The 721-nt window shown below is 63.5% G+C and carries 1 protein-coding gene; it reads right to left on the bottom strand.

Going from position 1 to position 721, the window contains the following annotated elements:
* Nucleotides 1-34 precede the first annotated feature (34 nt).
* On the bottom strand, nt 35-661 hold the full coding sequence (locus ACFP9U_RS25260; protein ID WP_378625651.1) for a methyltransferase: 627 nt from the start codon (nt 659-661) through the stop codon (nt 35-37).
* Nucleotides 662-721 lie beyond the last annotated feature (60 nt).

The following is a 721-nucleotide window of genomic DNA, read 5'->3' as shown; positions in this document are numbered from 1 at the left end:
TGTTCATGCGTTCTTCTTGCTTTCGATTGCTTTCTCAGGCGGCGAGACGGTCGGCAGAGGAGCCAGCGATCTTGAAAACCGCCATCTGACTCGCGCCGCCATAGGCGGGATGCCGTCCGGCAATGTCGTTGCAGGTAACGGCATAACCGCCTCTCGTGGCAACACCGCGTGCCCAGCGGCGGAACTTCGCCCGATCCCATTCGAAACGATGGTCGGCGTGGCGAAATCTATGGGGTGGAACGCCGAGCAGCGGATTGAACTCCGCGTTCGGCGTCGTCACGACCACGGTCGCCGGGCGCATTCGGGCAAAAATGGCCCGCTCCAAACTCGACAGCCGGTCGGGTGCGATATGCTCAATCGTCTCGATCAGGATGGCGCAGTCGAAGCCGGTCAGCCTGGAATCGCCCTCAATCATCGAGCCGAGAACAAGATCGACCCTGGCCGTTGCTTCCTCCGTCAATGCGTCCAGCCGCGCGCGAAGGCGGTTTAGGGAGGCACGGCACAGATCGAGGCCGACGATCCGTTCTATCTGCGGTTCCGTTGCCAGGCGGACGAGCAGGTCGCCATCGCCGCACCCCAGATCCAGAACGCTGGAAGCTCCGCTCGCGCGGACGACCCGGTGCGCCGCGTCAAGCCGCTGCTCGTGCAGCCATGTCGTCACGCGCCACCTCCGCAAAGCCGATGTCTCTGCGTCCTCCGCGACAGGTGCTCACGGTCAATG

This window comes from Nitratireductor sp. GCM10026969 (genome assembly GCF_042660605.1).
In the GTDB taxonomy this organism is placed as follows: domain Bacteria; phylum Pseudomonadota; class Alphaproteobacteria; order Rhizobiales; family Rhizobiaceae; genus Chelativorans.
Note: the sequence above shows the minus strand (reverse complement) of the source record. Positions and strands in the feature narration are given on the sequence as shown.